The organism is Bacillus sp. AFS001701 (genome assembly GCF_002559405.1).
Lineage (GTDB): Bacteria > Bacillota > Bacilli > Bacillales > Bacillaceae_G > Gottfriedia.
In genome coordinates this window covers 1-17,242 of record NZ_NTZO01000244.1, presented here as the reverse complement: position 1 = coordinate 17,242, position 17,242 = coordinate 1, and the positions used below count along the sequence as shown (strand labels likewise).

Annotated in this window: 18 protein-coding genes; 3 read left to right on the top strand and 15 right to left on the bottom strand. The window is 34.8% G+C overall.

Annotated features, from left to right (window positions below):
- Positions 1-88: 88 nt before the first annotated feature.
- On the bottom strand, positions 89-778 hold the full coding sequence (locus CN514_RS16415; RefSeq protein WP_098233513.1) for a zinc metallopeptidase: 690 nt from the start codon (positions 776-778) through the stop codon (positions 89-91).
- 15 nt (positions 779-793) lie between these two features.
- Entirely contained in the window at positions 794-1,213 is a 420-nt protein-coding gene (locus tag CN514_RS16410) for a MerR family transcriptional regulator (protein ID WP_435817643.1), read from the bottom strand.
- 171 nt (positions 1,214-1,384) lie between these two features.
- Here CN514_RS16410 and CN514_RS16405 point away from each other — a divergent pair, with 171 nt between their 5' ends.
- From CN514_RS16405 to CN514_RS16395, 3 genes are read left to right on the top strand one after another with little or no spacing between them, the layout of a single operon-like run.
- Entirely contained in the window at positions 1,385-2,824 is a 1,440-nt protein-coding gene (locus CN514_RS16405) for a spore germination protein (RefSeq protein WP_098233511.1), read from the top strand.
- Positions 2,821-3,921: a GerAB/ArcD/ProY family transporter gene (locus tag CN514_RS16400; RefSeq protein WP_098233510.1), complete on the top strand. Its 1,101-nt coding sequence runs from the start codon at positions 2,821-2,823 to the stop codon at positions 3,919-3,921. Before CN514_RS16405 ends, CN514_RS16400 begins: the two co-directional genes overlap by 4 nt.
- Positions 3,918-5,063 carry a Ger(x)C family spore germination protein gene (locus tag CN514_RS16395; protein ID WP_098233509.1) on the top strand — a complete coding sequence of 382 codons (1,146 nt, stop codon included), beginning with the start codon at positions 3,918-3,920 and terminating at the stop codon, positions 5,061-5,063. The genes CN514_RS16400 and CN514_RS16395 overlap by 4 nt, the downstream gene beginning before the upstream one ends.
- Positions 5,064-5,296: 233 nt before the next feature.
- Here CN514_RS16395 and CN514_RS16390 read toward each other — a convergent pair whose 3' ends face one another.
- The 13 genes from CN514_RS16390 to CN514_RS16330 form a co-directional block, all read right to left on the bottom strand.
- Positions 5,297-5,575 (bottom strand): gas vesicle protein, encoded by a 279-nt coding sequence (locus CN514_RS16390; RefSeq protein ID WP_098233508.1) that lies wholly within the window; start codon positions 5,573-5,575, stop codon positions 5,297-5,299.
- A gap of 13 nt (positions 5,576-5,588) precedes the next feature.
- Positions 5,589-5,873 (bottom strand): gas vesicle protein K, encoded by a 285-nt coding sequence (locus CN514_RS16385; RefSeq protein ID WP_098233507.1) that lies wholly within the window; start codon positions 5,871-5,873, stop codon positions 5,589-5,591.
- Positions 5,848-6,048, bottom strand: coding sequence for a gas vesicle protein (locus tag CN514_RS16380; protein WP_176525934.1), 201 nt, complete (start codon positions 6,046-6,048; stop codon positions 5,848-5,850). The genes CN514_RS16385 and CN514_RS16380 overlap by 26 nt, the downstream gene beginning before the upstream one ends.
- Complete coding sequence (locus CN514_RS16375) at positions 6,045-6,851, bottom strand: GvpL/GvpF family gas vesicle protein (protein WP_098233506.1); 807 nt, start codon at positions 6,849-6,851, stop codon at positions 6,045-6,047. Before CN514_RS16375 ends, CN514_RS16380 begins: the two co-directional genes overlap by 4 nt.
- Complete coding sequence (locus CN514_RS16370) at positions 6,848-7,084, bottom strand: gas vesicle protein GvpG (protein ID WP_098233505.1); 237 nt, start codon at positions 7,082-7,084, stop codon at positions 6,848-6,850. Before CN514_RS16370 ends, CN514_RS16375 begins: the two co-directional genes overlap by 4 nt.
- A complete protein-coding gene (locus CN514_RS16365) occupies positions 7,081-7,833 on the bottom strand; it encodes a GvpL/GvpF family gas vesicle protein (RefSeq protein ID WP_098233504.1) in 753 nt (250 codons plus the stop codon). The genes CN514_RS16370 and CN514_RS16365 overlap by 4 nt, the downstream gene beginning before the upstream one ends.
- Position 7,834: 1 nt before the next feature.
- Positions 7,835-8,719, bottom strand: coding sequence for a gas vesicle protein GvpN (gene gvpN / locus CN514_RS16360; protein ID WP_098233503.1), 885 nt, complete (start codon positions 8,717-8,719; stop codon positions 7,835-7,837).
- Between the two features lie 12 nt (positions 8,720-8,731).
- Positions 8,732-8,992: a gas vesicle protein GvpO gene (gvpO, locus tag CN514_RS16355; RefSeq protein WP_098233502.1), complete on the bottom strand. Its 261-nt coding sequence runs from the start codon at positions 8,990-8,992 to the stop codon at positions 8,732-8,734.
- A gap of 56 nt (positions 8,993-9,048) precedes the next feature.
- Positions 9,049-9,285, bottom strand: a complete 237-nt coding sequence (gene gvpJ, locus CN514_RS16350) for a gas vesicle protein GvpJ (RefSeq protein ID WP_069033480.1) — start codon at positions 9,283-9,285, stop codon at positions 9,049-9,051.
- Between the two features lie 310 nt (positions 9,286-9,595).
- On the bottom strand, positions 9,596-10,627 hold the full coding sequence (locus CN514_RS16345; protein ID WP_098233501.1) for a C40 family peptidase: 1,032 nt from the start codon (positions 10,625-10,627) through the stop codon (positions 9,596-9,598).
- 21 nt (positions 10,628-10,648) lie between these two features.
- Positions 10,649-11,734, bottom strand: coding sequence for a dipeptide epimerase (locus CN514_RS16340; protein ID WP_098233500.1), 1,086 nt, complete (start codon positions 11,732-11,734; stop codon positions 10,649-10,651).
- A gap of 149 nt (positions 11,735-11,883) precedes the next feature.
- Positions 11,884-12,201, bottom strand: coding sequence for a DUF3870 domain-containing protein (locus CN514_RS16335; protein WP_098233499.1), 318 nt, complete (start codon positions 12,199-12,201; stop codon positions 11,884-11,886).
- A 298-nt stretch (positions 12,202-12,499) separates the two neighbouring features.
- Positions 12,500-16,612 (bottom strand): S8 family serine peptidase, encoded by a 4,113-nt coding sequence (locus tag CN514_RS16330; RefSeq protein ID WP_098233498.1) that lies wholly within the window; start codon positions 16,610-16,612, stop codon positions 12,500-12,502.
- Positions 16,613-17,242 lie beyond the last annotated feature (630 nt).

Genomic DNA, 17,242 nt, shown 5'->3' with positions numbered 1-17,242 from the left:
ATAAACATACTAACCAATTTAAATTTAATTTTTTAAATAAAAAAAGATGACTTCGAATGCTACCCGAAATCATCTTTTTGATTATTTTTTATTCTTCTTCAGTTTGGCCTTGGAAGAAGATAAATAAATATTTTACTAATTCTAACACTGAAATTAAAGTTGCTGCTAAATACGTAAGAGCAGCAGCTCCTAATACTTTATTTACACCTTTTCTGTCAGTTTCATGGATTATACCACTTGCTAGCATTAATTTCTTTGCTCGTGAACTTGCATTATACTCAACTGGTAAAGTGATCAGTTGAAATGCTACTGCTACTGAAAAAAGTAAGATCCCTACTCCAATTAGTGAAAATGCTTGAAGTAAAAATCCTGCTAAAAGTAGTAATGGTGCTGCACCTGATGCAATGTTAACGATTGGAAAGATTCGGTGACGAAGTGTTAATAAGCCATATGAAGTATCATGTTGTATAGCATGCCCTACTTCGTGTGCTGCAACTGATACAGATGCAATTGATCTACCATAGTATACTTCCTCAGATAAGCGAACTGTTCTTGCCATCGGATCATAATGATCAGATAATCGCCCAGGCACTACTTCCACCGGTACAGTAGGTAAATTATTATTGTTTAATATATGTCTTGCTACTTCAGCTCCGGTTAACCCTCCTGATGCTGGCACTTCAGCCCAGTGATTAAAACTAGATTTCACTTTAAATTGAGCCCAAATCGATAAACCGAAGGCAATAATAATAAGGAAATCCATTGGATGAAAAAACATTTACATTCTCTCCTTTTAAAGAATAAATGACAATAACGTCTGAATTAATTCTGATGTTTGTGACGTTAATTGACGGATAATATTTTGTTTTTGTTCTTCAGTTAAATTTTCTAGTAAAAACTTTAATTGTGATAATTCATTTTGTAATTGATTCATATGAACTGTTACCTCCTCTGTTAGAGGGGCGATACTCTGGTTCTCGACCATTGCTATTTTTTTCTTTTCTAAAATCTCTTTTATTTCTTGGAGTGGTAGGTGCATTGATTTGCATTGCTCAATAAATTTTAAAGTTTCTAAAGAAGCTTCATCATAAAAGCGATGCCCAGATTCCGAACGCCTAGGTTCAAGTAATCCTAGGTTTGTATAATAATCAATTGTACGCTTAGACACCCCTACTTCTTTTGCTAGTTCTCCAATTTTATAGACAATCCCAATGTTTTCATCCTCCTTATTTTTGTATTATATGTGAATTAAATAAAAACGTACAGTAAAACGTTATGTTGTTTAAAAATAAGAATTTAACTTCTATATTAAACTACAGAATAGGAACTGAATATGTGGGAAAAATAGGATAAAATTCCCACCCGAAGAAAAGAGGAGTATTAAATGATAGCTGACCGAAATTTGGATAAAAATGAAAAAACGCTTCGGGAATTGTTATTTAATAGTTCTGACTTCAAAACCAGCAATTTCGGAAGTGATTATCGACGTTATAGGTTATTTTATTTGGATACAATGATTGAGGATACGGTGGTTCAAGAACATATTATTAGACCCTTACTTTACAATACAAATGTCAGTGTACGGGAAGCAGTCTCTATTTTAGATTACAGTGAAACGGAACTTCTTTCTGTTGCCTTGAATGCGATGATTGAAGGAAAAACGGTTGTCCAAATCGAGGGAGATGCAAAGCTCTATTTACTTAGAACCGAACTTGTTAAAGAACGTTCCCTCAACATTCCATTGAACGAGCGTGTGCTACGTGGGTCACATAAGGCATTGAATGAAAATTTGAATACGAATCTTAATTTAATTCGCAACCTAATTGCAACACCTGATTTAGTTGTAAAGCAATATCAAGTTGGTCGTAGATCGAATACGAAAGTAGCTATACTTTATTTACAGTCTCTCGCAAACGAAGTCGTTTTACAGGAATTTGAGAAAAGGATTGCAAATATTGATATTGATTACATTGATGCACCTGGTTTTTTTGAAGAATTAATTCAAGATAAAACATTTTCGTTATTTCCAAGAATGCTAACATCGGAAAGACCAGACCGCGTAAAATCTTACCTGATGGATGGGAAAATCGCATTTTTAACTGATGGTGCACCAGATTGTGCAATCGTTCCTATTTCATTCTGGGCTTTTTTTCAAAGTCCAGATGATTATCAAGTTGGTTGGTTATTTGGTAGTCTTTTAAGGTTTTTAAGAATTATTTGTTTTATTATTGCAATTAGTTTACCCGGTCTTTATGTTGCGCTAGTTACTTTCGATCCTAGAGTTCTTCCATTAGAAATTGCGCTTACTCTTCAAGGCTCTATGCAATACGTTGCTATGCCTCCAGTATTAGAGGCGATAACAATGCTAGCCATACTTGAGGTCTTAAAAGAGTCGACTGTTCGTTTACCAAATCCAGTTGGTCAAACGATTGGTGTTGTCGGTGGTATTGTAATTGGAACTGTAGTTGTTCAGTCGAATCTAATTTCAAACATGATGGTAGTCATTATAGCACTTACTGGTGTTGCTTCATTTATTATACCTTCGTATGAAATGAGTAACACAGCACGTTTATTAGCTTATCCTTTTATCCTCATGGCTTCAGTTTTTGGGTTAATTGGATTGGAAATATCATATATGCTGGTTTTGACACATTTAGCCCGGATGAATACATTCGGCATTCCATACTTTTACAATTGGTTTAATGGCGATACGATAAAAGATACAATTTTCAGAGCACCGATCAGGAGTATGAAAAAACGACCACTGGAAAGCTTAGCAAAAGATGAAATAAGAATAAGTAATCCAAGGGGGGATAATAAGTGATTCAATTAAAGAAAATCTCTATTAATCAACTTATTTGTCTTGTTATACTGAACCAAGTAGGCGTCAGTGTTTTATCGATCCCTTATAAAATGTCTCAAATCTCGGGCTATGATTCTTGGATGTCCCTTATAATTGGAGGTGTCATAGCTCAAATTGGTATCCTTGTTGTCTATCAACTTGGAAAAAACTATCCCAATCAGCCGATACAACAGTATATTGTCTCAATTATAGGAAAACCATTAGGATTGATTATTAACTTACTATTTGCTGCATACTGTGCAGAATCTTGTTTAATGCTCGTAGTTTCTTATTCAGATGTCATTAATCGATGGTTGTTATTTGAGACACCATGGTTCGTACTAATAGGATTATTGGTTATAGTCACAGGTTATATTGCTTCATCATCACTTCGTTCAATATCTACAATTACACAATCTATAACCCTCATGTTCCTAGTATGTTTTGGAATCATTTTTACTAGTAGTTTTGGAAAGGGCGGAGATATACGTCACTTTCTACCAATAGGTACTCATGGGATTACACCTATCTTAAAAGGTGCTGTCCCTGCATTTTGGGCGTTTGCTGGATACGAACTTCTTTTGTATGTATTTCCATTTGTAAAATGTAAGAAAAAGAAAGAGATTTTTGTTGCTATGTCTGTCGCTAATGGCATAACTACATTATTTTACGTATTTATAGCTTTTATTGTGACGTACAACTTTAGCGAGAAACAATTAACTCTTATTCCTGAGCCGATGATCTTTATTCTTCGTAAATATAGGTGGCCAGTCGTTCAAAGTTTTTATATTCTATTTATCGCAATTTGGCTATCAGTGACTTTAGTAACAGCTTATATTTACTTGTTTTTGTCTGCTCGTTATTTAGCTTTTATCGGTAGAAAAGAAAACCGCAACCATTCACTCTTAGTGTGGTTAATAGCAACCGTATGTTTTGTGGCGGGAATATTTTTTACTCAAAGACAACTGATTCCCCGGTTTTCTGATTTTCATAATATTACTACACCTATCTTCATAATGGGAGTTCCGACTATACTTCTACTAATATCTTTTGTAAAAGAAAAGGTGGCAAGCAAATGAGAAAACCCTTCATTTTACTACTTCTATTGCCCTTATTGACAGGATGTTGGGATCGGTTGGACTTGAAAAAGCTTCATTTAGTAGATGTAAATGGTTTTGATTTGAATGAAAAAACCGGTGAAGTAGGGGCTTTTTTTCTCATTACCAAGCTTAAAAGCATTGGACAAGGTACTGGTGAGTCTTTTTCGGTATTAAATGAGCTTAAAGGACCGACATTAGCAGAGGCAATTGGCCAATGGGAATTTACTGATCAGTCTCCTTTCATAGGTATTAGTACAAGAGTTTATTTAATGAGTAAAAGTTTTGCTTCAGCTGATCCTGTTTCAGAGCTTGATTTTTTACTTGGAGCACCCTATTCATCTATAAACACTCCTTTGGTTGTTATAGATGGAAATCTCTCGGAAGTATTTAAGTCTGCTTCAGATCCAACCAAAGAGTTTTCGAAAAATCTGAATGATTTTATTGTCTCAATGGAGAAAAACAGAACAATTCCAACAGTCTCTATGATGAATTTTATACAATCTAAGGATGATCCGTTGTCCGATCTAGCGCTACCTATGTTAAGTCAAAAAAGTTCGGACTTGGAATTAAGCGGTGCGTTATTATACCGCAGTGGTACGCCTACTGGAAAAACACTTGGTCGGGATCAAGTAAAACTGACGATGCTAATGGAAGGTGGAAACACCGGAAGGCAAAGATTTACTGGTAATTTGAAAAGGTTTACTGGAAATTTTCCAGGTAAAAATGGTGAAAAATCATATTCTGAAACTGCGAATAAAAATAATTTTGGATTTACGGTCAAAAGAAACTTTTCAAAAATTACAGTCTCCAATGCGCCAAATAAATTACCAAAAATTGAGGTGAAAGTAAACTTACAAGTTAGTGCTTTCGAGCTTGGTAAAGAAGGTCATAAGTTAAAGCCTGATTATGTTCAAATGGAAAAAGTTCTAAATAAACATTTTGAAAAAATGGGATTGGAAACGATTAAAACGATGCAATCAGCAAATTCAGATGTATTAGGTATTGGCAAGGAATTAAAAGCATTTCATCCAAAAGTTTGGAAGTCTATAAACTGGAGAAAAGATTATCCAAAAATGACGATTGAACCGAAGTTTGATATCGATATCCTTAATGTTAACTAGTAGTTTTAAGCTAATTTCACTCAAGCATCTACTACCCCTGCACCAAGCGCGGGGGCTTTTTGTTTATTAGACGTTATAATCTTTCTTCAATTTATATACTTTTTCGGTTCCAATAATGACTTGAATATTTGTCTTGTTATTATGTAATACAGCAACCCAATTAGGTCGCTGCGTTATTTACATTATAGGAAGTTTATCTTTTACTACATATGAATTACGTTTTTATCCACACACTACTCCTCTTGCTTTATACCCAACTTGTCTTCTATCCGATTAATCCGATCATGCAAAAGCTTACCTTTTACACTTGAATTAAAATATGGATCATCCTGCCACCAATTTAACCCAATCTCCATCGCTTTATCAATTGAAGCAACAACAAGACGAATTTTAATTGTGAGTAATTCTACATCCGCCAAGGCGATTTTAATATCTCCTGCGATGACGATCCCTTTATCCAAAATTTTCTCTAAAATATCTAAAATATTAGTAGATTGTGCTGAACGTTGCATGTTTTCTCCTTTCTTACATTAAGTTCCCTAAAGGTCCCAAGTCTATATTTAAGTCTTTTCCTTCAAGCCCAAATGCAATTTTTAATTCTTCCATTTTTTCTTCTAAATTTAAAAGGGCTGTACCAAGATTTTCTATTTGTTCATCTGTAAGTGTGCCGCCTTCCACCCTTTTAATAGCTTGCCGCTCTACAAGTTTCCTTAGTAATTCCAAAATTGTAAGCACTAGCTGTGCTAGTCCTTGTTCTACATCTTCTGGATTCATATTTATTCTCTCAGCTATTCCATGATTCGCTGTCATCCCTATTCCCCCTTTTTTGAAAATTTTCAACTGCTGTCACTAGTAAGCAAATATTCACATAAACCAAATCAATATTTGCAATAGAAAGGATGAGATCGCCGGAAATAACTACTCCTTTATCTAAAACGCCATCTAAAATATCTAATAATGTGATGTTATCATTTTTACTGTTCATGCCTTTCTACATTCCAGACTAGCAAAATGATAAAATGGCCATGGTCCAGAAATCTCAACGATTATTCCTTTATCCTCATACTTTTGTCTAAATTCATTTATTAACTGCTCAAATTTCTTTCTGCTGTCTTTTGGAATTAGAGAAGTACAGTTGTAGATCATATCAACATTTCGGCCAGTAGCATTTCGGCTCCAATTTCCCCTTGTTTTATTGCTAAAAGTTGAATTTAATAGCGTATCTTCCAAGCTTTGAGATATTAAACGTAGTTCACTTTGCGCTTCATTTTCGAGTAGTTGTCCTTGCTTTTTCTTCATAAAGAATTGTTTCCCTGGAGAAAGTATTTTCAATTCATCGTTCATATTTTGAATTACTTTACTATGTCGCTCCAGTACTTTAAAAAATTTCGATTTATCATAGTACATCTTTACATTCCATTCCTCTTTTTCCTTTAATTGTTCAAAAAGAGAAACGATATTAAACTGCTCCTGCGACAAATCCTCTCTTAATTTTTCAATACTTGAATAGATCGTACAAAACTTAGTAGGAAGAAATAAGTAGTTTTTAGAATAAGTCACAATTGTTTCATGATGATGAACTGCATTTTTGTGTACCCATTTTGGATTGTCCATCTTCTCTTTTAGAACAGATTCGCCAAATTCTTCTTCTCTTAAATAACAGAAAACTGCGGTTACTTTTTCAACAATTTCAAAACTAGTTTTATCCAGGTCAATCCCCTTCACTTCATAAAAAGGTGAATCTTCTAGTTGATTTGTCGGTAGCAAACCATATAAATAAATGCTCAACTGCCTGCCTCCCGTTCTTTCGCTTTTGCGACCTGATACCGCAAAAGTAATTCCTCTTCTTGTTGTTCATAAATGTCCTGCGAAATTTCTCCTAATTCATACATCATTTGTAGACGAATCAATTGTTGCTCAATCGATTTCGAGTCAAATAAAACGCGGTCAGCTTCCTCCTTTATTTTTTCACTTAATAGAATGATTGATTTTAGTGGAAAGGCTAAAGCTTTAAAAATCATGACGAATCTCCTGCCGTAATCGTTAACTGAATAAAGTTATAAGCAGGCCATGGCCCAGAGTATTTAAATTCTACTTTATCCTTCCATAATTCATAGAGCTCATTAACCTTTTCATCAAAGATCTCTTCTTGGTCGCGATCGATTAAAAAAGCAGCATTAAGAAGCATTGTTTCGTATATTGGAGGGTTTGATTTAGAGGCACTCGAAAGTGTAGAAAGAGGTGAATAAATCGCATTGTATAAATTGTGATGCAGAGCATAGAATAAGTCTTTTGTTTTTTCTCCAAGTTTAATCTTTTCATAAAAAGCTGCTTCTTTCTGCTGATTTACCTTATCCTTTAGTTTTTGTATGTCTCCATTCATCCGTATTTCTTCTTCTAACCATTCTTTGCGTGCAATGACTTTTAAACCAACTTCAATTTTATTGTTTATTTTCTGAAAGATTGATTGCAGTTCCTCATACAGTTTTTCTAGTAATAAATGGATCTCTTCTGAAGAGGAAAATACATTATTAAAACTCATCGGAACGACGGTAAACTGTTGCATAACAAAAGAAATCACACTTTGATGAGCTAGTAAATTTGCACGGGTTGGAAGGTAGTCCTGATCAGGAACATCTGCAACAATCATCACAATTTCTTTATATCGGATTGGATATAGTTTGATTTTATTTCCTTCCCACTTTGTGAAACCAAAATCGGGATCGTTATTCGTTTTAATGATACAAAATGGATAAACACCTTCGCCCATTTCAACTTCCCTCCATTTGTAAACTGATAGATTTTACAATGAATTGTTTTGCTTGTGAATAGGTTTGAACTTTGCCTGCCTGTTTGAGATGAAACCAAAAAATATCTGTGCATAAGCTCTGAAACTGTTGATCATAAATTGTAATGGGAATATTATTTTGCTTTGCGATCGAGGCTAATTTGAATGAATTACGGAGACTTTGAGGTTCAAACTTTCTACATTGAAAACGGAAAAATTGCACTAAATTAACAATATAAAGACTTTCTTTTTCTGATAATCCAGTTATTTGTGATAAGATGGAACACTCTGTTTCAAAATCCATTTTTTCGATTGGAATCGTAATCATTCGATCTAGTAGTGCATCTTGTGCTTCGAATATTCCAACATACTCCTCTGGATTGCTGATAAAAATAGCTGAAAAGTTAGGATGCACTGGCAAAAAAGATTCCTTCCTTTTCATCCCATATAGTGGAATCACCCTTTCTTCCAAAATCGATAAAAATAAGGTGTTAGTTTCTGGGTGAGACCGAGTGAATTCATCATAAATCAATGTATACCCTTTTGTCGCAGCTTCTATTAGAGGACCGTTAGCCCATGTTTCTTTGATGGTTTCTTCTTTTTTGTAAACGGAATGAATGTAGTTATCGATCATTTTTTTTTTGATAAAGCCATTAAAACTACCAAGCAAATCCTTATTAGACATTTCATGATTCCCATGAATTAACAGTGATGGTCGACCCATTTGTTTTGCAACATGAAGTGCAAATGATGTTTTTCCAACACCCGCTGGTCCTGTAAGATGAACTGAAAATCCGGATTGTAAATAAGACAGTACCCGTTCTGTTAAGTTATTCAAATAAGGAGACGATATAAAACTTTTTTCCATAGTTTTCCCTCCTCACTCATGTAGAATTGCGCTTCTAGCACGCAATGACTTTCTTTGAAAAGATACAATTTCTAATTCAGCACTAAGCAAAACAGAATAAACTCCTAATAACTCATCTTTAGCATGAGCTTTCATATATTCTTTTTCTTCGATTACCTCAACGGTTAGTTCCCAACCTTTGTCTGATTTATGGACGTGAGTAATTTTATGAACTGGTCGAATATACTGCCCAAAAAAAGTTTTTACTACTTCTAGTATTTTAATAATTTCCATAATAGCCCCCTTGTCTAAAAAAGTAGACCAAAGCATAAAGCCTTGGCCCTACTTGCTTAAGCAACTTCCTCTTCTTCTTCTTCTTCCTCGTCTTTCAGCAATCCTACCGCTTCTGCATATCGTAACCAAGTATCAACACTTGCGATGACAACACGAGCTTCAATTGCTAAAAGCTCAATGCCGACAAGTGATACTCTTACAAAAGCATCAATAACCACCCCTTTGTCAAGAATACGGTCGATTACTTCAGCTAGGCTAGAAGAATCTACACTTTTTTGAATGGAAGCCAACATATATCCCTCCCTTCTTATTAAAATAAGAAAGAAATGATAGAAAACGAGAAAATAGTATTTTCTCGATCGAGATCCTATCTCTTTCCCTCTATCCTATGGGACAAGCAATTTTAGAGTGATAGACTTTATTCAAAATGAATCAATATTACTACACTCCAATTTTTTCCAATTTAAACACAACCTCATTTTTTGGGTAATGAGCATAGAAAAGAAAAATAAATCTAGTATCCTAGAAAAATAAAAAACCATGAACAAGTGCAATTGTTCATGGTTTTTTAACATTTCTATTTCAAAAAAACGATCTACTTAATCATTCTTCCCAATAACGACGAGCACCAGAAAATTCTTCAATATAGCCAGGAGTGTTTAATGGAATGATTTCAACACTTCTAGCAGCATTAGGAGCCTGAATCATTAAACCATCACCGATATACATTGCAACGTGATGTACTGATCCTGTTCCGTTGTTACTTGCAAAGAATAATAGATCACCAGGTTGAATCTCATCTTTTTTAACTTCTATACCGCTCTTAGATTGAGGACCTGAATCTCGTGGAATTGTTATACCATATGACTTAAATAAGCTATATGTAAATCCTGAGCAATCAAAACCAAATCCTGATACACCAGCCCATAAGTAGCGTAAACCAAGGAATTTCTTCGCTGTATTAATTAAATTTTCAGGCGTTGCCTTTGGAAACTGATTTTCGTTTTGATAGACTGCCACATCTTCTTTTTTAATAAATTTATTTCCATCATCTGCTGTTGCAACCATTACGACATCTCCAAAATCTTTTATAACAGGTAATCGTGTATTAAAGCTAATCTCCATAAACTTATGATTTAGGGCTTTTCCATCATACAACCAAGCCGTTTGACTAGATACCATCATAAATGGAGTGTCCTTATAATTCTCTAATCGATCATCCGTTGTTAATTGTCTTTTGGGCATCCACCCAGGATAGCCTAAAGAGTTACGTGGAGTAGGTTGTCCTTCTACAGCAACCTTTACCCAGTCTCCTGATTCCTCTAAAATGGTTACTTTTGTACCATATACTGCTTGTGTTTCAAGATAACTTGTTAACCAACGACGAACTTCAGTATCTTCCATATTAGCTGACCATTGACGCGGATCAACTGGATTGCTTAAAGATGGTGCATCAATATCTCTTACTTGAAATCTACCATTTGTTGTCCATTGAGTAGAAACGGATACATCGACGTAGGCTGTCTCACCTGGAGTAAGTTCTTCATTTGTTTTTGCTAAAGATTGACTTGTCATCGTAGAAAGTAAAGTACCTGCAACACATAAACTCAATATTAAATTTCTTGTCTTTTTCATCATAAAACTCCTCTCCATATTTTAACGAAGACTTTTGGATAATCTTCGGTGAAGCCCTAAACCAGGTAAGGATGATAATTGAACTTCATCCCCAATAAACTCAATTCCATCAAAATCTTGATTCTTCAACCAAAGTGGCGCATCCAAATCGATTTTTTGAATATTTGGATGGGCGGTAGCTATATGTGCTGCCGCAAGTACTGAGACAGAAGTTTCCATCATACTTCCAATCATGCAAGGAATATTCGCTCTTTCAGCAATATCTGCAATTTGCAGGGCTCTTCTAATTCCCCCTGTCTTCATTAACTTAATATTTAGAAGATCAACTGCATCCTCTTTAATTAGGCGTAATGCGTCTTGCGGAGAAAAAAGACTTTCATCGGCCATAATTGGTGTATTGACGTTTTGCTTAACAAATTTTAGTCCATCAAAATCACCTGCATGAACCGGTTGCTCAATTAACTCGATTTTAGAATTTAGCTGTTCTAATTCTTGGATAATCAAAACGGCTTGTCTTGGAGTCCATCCTTGGTTGGCATCAACTCGGATCGTGACGTCATTACCGACTTTTTCACGGATTGCCATTATTCGTTCAATATCCCTCGTCCAGTCTTTTCCGACTTTGATTTTCAAAATAGAAAAGCCGTCCTGTATTATTTGCATCGCATCATGACACATTTCATCCACTGTTCCTACACTAACAGTCATATCATTTTTCAACTGATTTGTCCGTCCTCCAAGATATTGATAGAGTGGCAGATTAAGATGTTGGCATAATGCGTCATACAGTGCAATTTCCATCGCTGCCTTCGCACTTGTATTAGCCACACAAGAGCGTTCAATCAATAAAGAGAGTTCATTAATATTGCAAATATCTCTTCCTAATAGTAGTGGCGTAAGGACAGTCTTTAAAATCGCTTCAATGCTTTCTTTTGATTCACCTGTAATAGCCAATGTTGGTGCTGCAGCCCCTACTCCGACAATTCCATCTTCTAGCTGGACATAGACAAAAATGTTTTCTATTTCAGTAGCTGTCCTTAGAGCTGTTTTAAATGGCTTTTTTAATGGAAAAACTTCTGTTTGCACTTGGATCGATTGAATAATCATCGTTTTTGTCCTTTCCTAATTAGATTAAAGTTAGTTCCAAGACCTCTAATTGACTAAAAAATCTTGTTTAAATAAAAAATCCAGCTATTAGAAAGGGATGTTCCCTGCTAATAGCTGGATTTCATCTACGAAAATAGATAAAGCAGCGTTTAAGATTCAATTATTTGTGTGTATTTTATATGTGCATTTTTAAAGGCTACTGCTAGAGCTTTCTGAGAAGAGCCAAAATAACGTGTATTAATTTCTTGTATTACGGCATCCACATCTAACATTGATTGTCCAACAAATAGTTGCTGAACAAAGGATGAAGTTAAAGAAATTGTAGCTGAACAGTCTGCATCAACAATTAAATGGCTTGTTTGATCGATTACCAGACCAATAAAAAAAGCATTATACTTCTGCATAATCGGATTATTAGATGAAGTTTTTGCATCTCCAATAAGATAGATCGTATCTTTACTGTACAATTTATGTCCTCCCGCAAAACAGGTATTCCGTGCATTACTCCAACCGAAGAGGAAAGAATTGGCAACGGCATATGTATTCGCTTATAGTTTATATTAATATACAAAACTATTTTTGACAATATATTATGAATATTCAGTTTTAAGAAAAGTACTTGTGAACTATATAGAGACCCTTACTTTTTTACTAGTAATCGGTTTCCATCGTCTATTTTACAATGAAAACCACAAGGAAAATAATCTCCTCGTGGTTTTCATTTTTTTCTTTATATTATTTGGCTAGTAACGAACTATCCCAAAATTATTGAATGCCCAATGCACTTTTCACACTATCTAAAGTAGCTGACTTAAACTTCTTTAAAGGTTTCGGTGCATACTCTACATCTTTATTTTGTTTTAAATAATTCATTTCTACAAATTCAAAATCTCTTGCATTAACTTTTCCATCAAAATTAATATCTGCATCTCGATTATCAGTACCCCAATTTGATTGGATGTATAAAGCATCAAGTATGTCGATTACATTATCTTGATTCACATCACCAGCAACTCCATAATCGTAGAATGATCCTGCCATACCATTGTAGTACAATAGTAGCTGTCCTGAGATATTCCCATTCTTTTCGAACCCTATTTGAATTTGACGCTGCATCGTGAAATGTCCAGGTATTTTTAATTCCCATGTGAATGGTTTATCAGTAATTGGAAGTTTCGAAATACGATAATCTCCACCTTTAGCGATGCTAGATGTACCATCATACACCTTACCATCTGCATCGATTAATCGGATTGATGCACCAAGTTTTGTCCAATCAGGAGTTAAAGACACTCCATAGCCTCTTAATGTACCAAATATTTCTGAGAACGTTGGCTGAATTTGGAAATCTATACCTGTAGAAGAAACAGCAGTCGTTTTGCCTAAGTCATCTATACAAGAAAGTGTCGGATTGATCGATGCACTTAATGCAAATGATGTATCCTTCGCTTTTAATTTAAGATTTATGGCAGGTACATTTCCACTAACTGTGCTCGTTCCATCCATAATTAGTTTCACTTTTGAAGTGTTTCCTGTAGTTGTAACAGTCACCTGATAGCCACCGTAATTTGCAAGTGCTGCATTTCCATTAGCTTCCACAATATCAAAGTTTTGTCCAATATTCGTTAGAGTCCACTCTGCTGATTTAATCTTTTGTACGTTATTTAAATTAAGTGATGCAGATACCGTTTCTCCCATTTTTACATTTGTTTTGTCAGTCTTAATTGTCGCGTATGGAGTTCCGGCTTTTACAAAGTAGTAATTTTTCTTAAGGCTCGAATTTTTTGCCCCATCTAATCCATTTACTGTAAATTTCGTGAAAGAAGTTGTTTCACTAATTGGCAAGTTAAAGTTTGCTATGCCATCTGTGCCCACAGGAAGGACAGGATTACGGCTACCATTAATAGAATAATTAAATGTATTGATCGATTGACTAACATTCATTCCAGATGCAACCATCTGATCCACTTCTTCATCTAAAACTTTAACTTGAACTGGAACCGTTTTTTGTCCCGGCTGATATTCATTTACAATAGGTGATTCATTTCTATCTAAAGACGTCGTGATTTTAGGACTATATGGGTCTACATATATATCACTTGAAGATGAAGAAACATTGTCACGTTCACTTGTACCAATCACTTTAATTTTGTAATGTCCAGGTTTCGCATAACTTACCTTAGACGAAATTGGATGATCTTTATCTTCTGTAAATGCATAGTATTTACCTTCAAATACTCTTTCAACGTAATAATTCGTATTATCATAAAGCGTGTCTACAGGAATCGATTCTAAAAATCCTATATCCTCACCAGTTTTTCCATCTGCTACTACTAAATCAATCCATTTCATCTTAGATTTCAATTTGAAATTTAATCTAACCTGCCAAGTAGCAGAACTGTTTACAGTCTCTTGTAATTGGTAAGGTGAGATTATATTCGAAGATAAAGAAGAAGAGTCAATTCCTTCTTCAGTCGTTCGAACGCTAAATGGTATTCTATATTGTTCGTTTTGGTCCACCTGGTTGGTGATGGTAACATACCCTTCATAAATGCCGGCTTTAGCTGTCGCTGGTACTTTCATAAAAACGGGCACTTTTAATGATTCCATAGCTTGAACTGAAATAACAGATGGAATATCTAATTTTACCCCATTAGTACTAGCATCCAGTGATCCAGCAGCATCCGTTTGAAAATTGACTTCTATATCAAAATTCTTTGTTTTATATTCAATATTTTGGAAGTTTACCATCTTTTTAGGTGAAGCATCCTCACCAGCATAAAGACTACCGAAGCTTAGTCCTCCAGTTATCTCTTTTGTGTTAACAGTTTTTCCATCCACCATTATTGGTGTTCTATCTTCTACTTTTATTTCCATTCCCGTGTGCACGGCACGATAAGGATCTACACGACCTGCTCCTGCTTCAAATACACTATATTTATCTTTTAAAGGTTTAGCGGTATTCATCAAAATCGTCTTAATATCACCTGGTTCAAGCTTAGGATTTGCCTGTAGTAACAAAGCTGAAATTCCTGTTACATGCGGAGCAGCCATAGATGTACCAGACATACGATTATAGGCAAATTGATAATTTGATGGATCATTTTTATAAATATCATAAGCAGGAACACTTGATAAAACACTTACTCCTGGTGCAGTGATTTCCGGTTTTATATCATAATTTTGACGTGATGGTCCTCTAGAACTGAAACTAGCCAGCTTATCTCCATCTGTAAATCCTTCAGTATAATCTTTAAAAGTTAATTTGTTATGACCTGCAGCAAGTTGTGCTTTAAAGTCCAATCCTTGTTCATAGCTTAAACTAAATGTAGGAAGGAAGTTTTGATCCTCTCTGACAAAGTTCGCTGGACCTGCATTTGGTATGTTATTATACGCAATTACGCCTAGTGCTCCATGTGCTTTTGCATAAGTAACTTTAGTTTGTGTTCCAATAGTCCCAGTATTGACTAGAACCCATTTTCCATTTACATCTTTATTCTTGTAGTCTGAATCTAATCCAACTCCTAATTCAACAATATCCATCGTTTGATTATTAAATGATTTTAGATCTGCTATATAGTTTGAATAGAGATTGCTTAAATTATAAGCTTTGTCCAATACTCCTTCTAAGACTCCGGTATATTTTGCTACAGTTATTGGTGCACTGCTAGCTCCAACAGTCAACGCCAATGCAGCTGCTCCTGGAGAACCAAGCGTATACATACTAGGACCACTATTACCTGCTGAAACAACTGCTGTCACCCCGTTAAGAACGGCATTGTTGATAGCAGTACTCGTCGGGAACTGTGGGTCATTAAGATCGATTCCTAACGATAGATTAATGACATCCATCCCGTCTGATACCGCTCTGTCAATTCCTGCTAGGATGTTATCTATCCCGCCCGTACCATATGGTCCTAAAGCACGATATCCATATAATTCCGCATCAGGAGCAATTCCTTTTGCAGATACACCGCTCGTGTTTTTTGCTCGCCCAGCAATCGTACCTGAAACATGCGTACCATGATCAGTATAATATGTTGAAGCACCTTCCGGAGGCACTGGACTTCCTGCTTTTATATAATCGTCGTATGTAGTTTCCATCGGATCAGAGTCATTATCTACAAAATCATATCCACCTTTAAACGCATCTTGTAAATCAGGATGGTGATAATCAATTCCCGTATCAATAACTCCGATTTTCACGCCTTTACCTGTAATTCCTTCTTTATGTAACTTGTCCACTCCTAAAAATGGAATACTCTCAATTCTTTTAGTTGACTCTTCTTCAGAACTAGATTCAGAAGTCGCTGGTGGTTCAATCGATACTGTAGCACTTTTATAAACCGCTTTTACTACATTCGACTGAAGAAGTGTCTTTACTTCGTTCGCAGGTAAATTCATTGAAACCCCATTGTATGCAGTTTTAAATGAACGGGTTATTTTATAAGATTTGTTACCGCTTTTTTCTTTCGCTGATGGCAAAATTCTTTCTAAATCAGCTTCAAAAGTTGAATGTTCTTCACTAACCTTTTCTTCCGCTTCGGAAGCAGTCAGTTCCTCCCCCTCAACAGCAGCATCAAGTACTGCTACTTTTTCAGGCATAGACTTGAACTCGACGATAACAGGGATTTCTTTATCTTCTTGTAATTCTTTTTCATCAAAACCATGCAATCCATCACTTTCTGATACTTGAAGTTTAGTCAATGCATCACGTTCTGCTTTTGTTAAAGATGCTAATATTTGTTCTGCTTTTGTACTTTTTTCGGCAGCATGTACTTTAGACACAAAACTAGTATATGTATTCGATAGACTACTTGAAACTAAACCTACCCCCAATGTAAGGGCTGAGGCTTTAAATATAAACTTCTTATTCATTCTTTTACTCTCCCCAATAAAGATATTATTTTGAAAAAGGTCCTATCCAATTTTAAAATTTATAATATTCAGAAATTTAAACCCAGACTCTTACTTTCTCGCCCTTCCCTCCTTACAGATATCTAAGTACAATTTAAATGTATATGCTTCTTTAAAAAGAGTAAATTGGGGGATTTTTGCGATTTACTAAACTTTTCATTATAGAATTCTAATGTAAAATATTGTTTTTATTGCTCTATTAACAAAGAACTTTGTTTTATTTTCTATAAAATTATTGTTAAAAATGTCGAAATTTCGTTCTTGTATAAGGGAGGACTTGGGTTAATATTTAGAATTAATACTCGAAATTTAAAAATTATGCCGAATTTTATTTAAATATGTCTGTGAGTTTTTTTCAAACAGATAATATTTGAAAGTTACTTCCTTATAACTGCTCATGAGTTAGTAAAACAGCTAAAATTTGAAAATTAATTACTCATAACTGTTAATGATTTTAACTGTTAATGTATTTCAACAATTTTAATAAACCAACAAACTACAATAATTGTTTTTTAGATAAATAATTTTTCAGCAGTGTGAAAAAAATCTCATTCTATAATCAGAATGAGATTTTTTTGTTAACTAATTTAT

Bases quoted from the DNA above. Each gene is read 5' to 3' on its own strand.
- CN514_RS16415 (WP_098233513.1), bottom strand. From the start codon at position 778: ATGTTTTTTCATCCAATGGATTTCCTTATTATTATTGCCTTCGGTTTA.
- CN514_RS16405 (WP_098233511.1), top strand. From the start codon at position 1,385: ATGATAGCTGACCGAAATTTGGATAAAAATGAAAAAACGCTTCGGGAA.
- CN514_RS16395 (WP_098233509.1), top strand. From the start codon at position 3,918: ATGAGAAAACCCTTCATTTTACTACTTCTATTGCCCTTATTGACAGGA.
- CN514_RS16390 (WP_098233508.1), bottom strand. From the start codon at position 5,575: ATGCAACGTTCAGCACAATCTACTAATATTTTAGATATTTTAGAGAAA.
- CN514_RS16385 (WP_098233507.1), bottom strand. From the start codon at position 5,873: ATGACAGCGAATCATGGAATAGCTGAGAGAATAAATATGAATCCAGAA.
- CN514_RS16380 (WP_176525934.1), bottom strand. From the start codon at position 6,048: ATGAACAGTAAAAATGATAACATCACATTATTAGATATTTTAGATGGC.
- CN514_RS16370 (WP_098233505.1), bottom strand. From the start codon at position 7,084: ATGATTTTTAAAGCTTTAGCCTTTCCACTAAAATCAATCATTCTATTA.
- CN514_RS16365 (WP_098233504.1), bottom strand. From the start codon at position 7,833: ATGGGCGAAGGTGTTTATCCATTTTGTATCATTAAAACGAATAACGAT.
- gvpN (WP_098233503.1), bottom strand. From the start codon at position 8,719: ATGGAAAAAAGTTTTATATCGTCTCCTTATTTGAATAACTTAACAGAA.
- gvpO (WP_098233502.1), bottom strand. From the start codon at position 8,992: ATGGAAATTATTAAAATACTAGAAGTAGTAAAAACTTTTTTTGGGCAG.
- gvpJ (WP_069033480.1), bottom strand. From the start codon at position 9,285: ATGTTGGCTTCCATTCAAAAAAGTGTAGATTCTTCTAGCCTAGCTGAA.
- CN514_RS16345 (WP_098233501.1), bottom strand. From the start codon at position 10,627: ATGAAAAAGACAAGAAATTTAATATTGAGTTTATGTGTTGCAGGTACT.
- CN514_RS16340 (WP_098233500.1), bottom strand. From the start codon at position 11,734: ATGATTATTCAATCGATCCAAGTGCAAACAGAAGTTTTTCCATTAAAA.
- CN514_RS16330 (WP_098233498.1), bottom strand. From the start codon at position 16,612: ATGAATAAGAAGTTTATATTTAAAGCCTCAGCCCTTACATTGGGGGTA.